This is a genomic window from Mycobacterium sp. UM_Kg27 (assembly GCF_000972905.1).
GTDB lineage: Bacteria > Actinomycetota > Actinomycetes > Mycobacteriales > Mycobacteriaceae > Mycobacterium.
On the sequence record NZ_JRMM01000231.1, the window covers coordinates 1 to 3,130 of the forward strand.

The following is a 3,130-nucleotide window of genomic DNA, read 5'->3' on the forward strand; positions in this document are numbered from 1 at the left end:
GATGTGTATAAGAGACAGTAGTAGGGGTACCACAACACGTCGTAGGCCGCCAACGCGACGGCCGCCAGGAAGGTGGCGATCGCCGGGTTGAAGCCGAGGTTTTGGAAGAAGTCCTCGAAGATGCGCAGCAGTTCTTCGACATTGCCGGCGTTGTTGAGAAGTTCAGTGATGAGGTGTGCCAGTTCCTGCAGCCAATTGCCGTCTGTAACGCCCTCGGGTGAGGTGGCCGCCGCGGGGTTGGCGACGATGGGTGGAGCGGGGCGGATCTGCGGGGTCGCTGCCACGGCCGCGGTGGCAGTGCCCTGATACACGGACATGGTCTCGGCGGCCTGCACCCACATTCGCGTGTAGTCGGCCTCGTTGGCCGCGATCGGGACGGTGTTCACGCCGAAGAAGTTCGTGGCGAGCAGCACCGCGTGAACCGCGTGGTTGGCGGCCAGTTCTTCGAGACTGGGCATTGAGGCCAGCGCGGCGCTATATGCGGAGGCGGCCGTCTGGTGTTGTGCGGCAGTCGTGGCACTGTCGGCGGCCGCTTGCTCCAGCCACGTCAGATAAGGCGTGTGCGCGGACAGATAGGCCGTTGCGCTGGGGCCCTGCCAGTGGCCGGTCTGCACCCCGCCAAGTACCTGGGTCAATTCAGCGGCGGTGTCGTCGTAGATGACGCTGAGCTGCTGCCATTGTTCGGCGGCTGCCAACAGAGGTCCCGGCCCTGGGCCAGCGGCGAGCATGGCGGAGTGCGCCTCGGGAGGCATTGCCATCCAGATCGGGGCGGTCAGGATGGCACCTCCTCTGATGTCGTGGATTACGCGGAACGCAAGGCGCGGGCTAGTTCCCGCCAACGAGGTGGTCGGAGACGTGAATCAAAAAGTTCCGGACGACTGCGGTTAGATTTCTCGCAGCGACTCGCGGGGGCCCGGCGGGTACGGTCTGAAGGCGTGCCAGTCATTGACGCCCGTCATCTCGATGGGATATCGGAGACCGCGCTGCTCACGTTGTATCAGCGGGCTGCCGAGGCGAAGCGTCCGGACGGGCTGATCGTTGACCCGATGGCGATCGAGTTGCTCAACAGCCTTGAGTACGACTACGCCGATTTCGGCAGGACTCACCAGGCCACCGCGATGCGGGCGTTGGTGTTCGACCAGGCCACCCGTGGATACTTAGCGGTGCATCCGCGTGCCACCGTGGTCGCCCTTGCCGAGGGTTTGCAGACCAGCTTCTGGCGGGTCGATAACGGTCAGTTGCGTTGGCTTTCGGTGGATTTGGCACCTATTGTTCGACTGCGGCAGCAGCTGTTGCCGGAATCTAGCCGGCTGCGGTACTGTGCCCAGTCGGCGCTCGACTACTCCTGGATGGACGAGGTTGGCGAATCCGCTGATGTGTTGATCACAGCCGAAGGGCTACTGCAGTACCTGGACCGCGCGGCGGTGTTCGAGCTGTTCGCCGCCTGCGCCCGGAGGTTTCCCGGCGGGCGGATGATCTTCGACAGTGTCCCGAGATTGTTGAGTGCCTACTCACGCTCGCGCCGTGGCTTCAAGCTCAGCGACAACTACACGGCGCCACCAATGCCGTTCTGGTTCACTGCGAATGACTACGACCAACTGCGTGCGGTGCCCGGGGTCAGGGCCGTCTCTGAACTCGGCATGCCGCGCGGACGGGGCAGGGTGCTTGGCGCGGCGCTTCCGCTGATCTACGGCGTGCGTGGTCTGGCGAGGTTTCGTGCGCCGACCACTCTGGTCGAGTTCGGCCGGCCCTGAAAATTAGATGTACGTCACTTCAGAATCTCTTCTGAAGCAGGAACCAACCTCATCTGCCGCGCGACAAACTAGGCATGACACCGTCTCGTGACTCTCACTACCTTGTACCCCGCATCGACTTCCGTGGCCTCATGGCCGGAGGAACTGCCCTGGCCGTTTCCGGATTGATCGCGGTAAACCCAGTGATGCCAGCGCTTCCCGTCTCAGCGCCGCCGTCCGTGCAACTGACCGCGTCGCTCGACCTTTTCGGGCCATGGGTTGACGTTTTCAACACCACGCTGGCCAACGCCACTGAGGTCTTCGACGCAATCAAGGAAGCTGACTTCGGGTTCCCAAGTTCTCTGCAAGAGGCTTTTGCCGCGGTGACCTTCCTCGGTGTCGACGTCGCTACCCCCGAGGGCTCGGAACTGGCGGCACAAACTCTGGACTGGAGCCATCTTTGGGGTCTGCAGTACCTGGCCGGAATGGACATGGGCATGGGGGTCGTGCCGGTAGAAGCCGCCGAGCCCGCGGCCACAATCCTGACGCTCTTGTCGTCACCGTTGAGCGGTGTGCTGATGGGACTGGTCGGCCCGCTGGTCAGTCCCGGAGTGGAGCTGATCAACAGTGTCGGGTCGATCGTCGACAGCCTTGGCGGCGGAGACTTTGAGGCCGCGGTGCAAGAGCTGCTGGCCACCCCCGCGAACATGGTCGGCGCGTTCTTCAACGGGGCCACCCTGAACCTTGATGCGTTGGTGCCGATGTTGAACGACGCTCTGCAGGTCCCGGAAGGCAATGCGGTCCTCGGGGCCAGCTTCGATTTCGGCGGTCTTTTCACACCCGGAGCAACAGATTCCGGCAGCATCGGTGGTTCGATCTACAACTCGCTCGGTCTCGACCTGCAGATGGTAGGGATGGGAATGCCGTACTCGGCCCCGGGCGAGGGCGTTGGTCTCATCGCGTCGTTGGTCAGCCTTGTCGAAATGTTTGCGGGCGGGATGAGCTGACGAACGGAGTGTTCGTCAGGTGAGCGACGGAGGCGGGCGCCCTCAGCATCATTGGGACGCCCGCCTCTGGCTCCCTTTCAATTCGGGATCATCGCCGAGCGGTCGGAGGTGTACTCGCCGAAGACTTTGCCGATTCGCTTCATCGCGGTGACCGATGATTGGGACGGCGAGTCGCCGAATCCATGTGGCGACGGCGGAGCGTTCTGCCTGGGGAAGCGGCACCGGTGCAGGCGAGGCGATCCCACGACCAGCAACTGTCGGTGGTGAAAGTTCCCACGCTCGCAACCCGGACCAACGGGTCCCGTTAGACGGTATGGGGTGACGCCCGGCTTTCGTCGGGGGTTGCGGGCCGGGGCCTCACTCACAAAAACTCGTGGGTTACCGAGCAGA

The 3,130-nt window shown here is 63.4% G+C and carries 3 protein-coding genes; 2 read left to right on the forward strand and 1 reads right to left on the reverse strand.

Annotated features, from left to right (window positions below):
• Positions 1-695 (reverse strand): PPE family protein (locus tag LI94_RS20700; RefSeq protein ID WP_239651292.1); only part of this gene is annotated, 695 nt, incomplete at its 3' end.
• Between the two features lie 240 nt (positions 696-935).
• Between LI94_RS20700 and LI94_RS20705 the strand changes: the two genes are divergently transcribed.
• Both LI94_RS20705 and gjpA read left to right on the forward strand, forming a co-directional pair.
• Positions 936-1,754: a class I SAM-dependent methyltransferase gene (locus LI94_RS20705; RefSeq protein WP_046302405.1), complete on the forward strand. Its 819-nt coding sequence runs from the start codon at positions 936-938 to the stop codon at positions 1,752-1,754.
• Positions 1,755-1,972: 218 nt separating this feature from the next.
• On the forward strand, positions 1,973-2,740 hold the full coding sequence (gene gjpA, locus LI94_RS20710; protein ID WP_204368865.1) for an outer membrane porin GjpA: 768 nt from the start codon (positions 1,973-1,975) through the stop codon (positions 2,738-2,740).
• Positions 2,741-3,130: the final 390 nt, after the last annotated feature.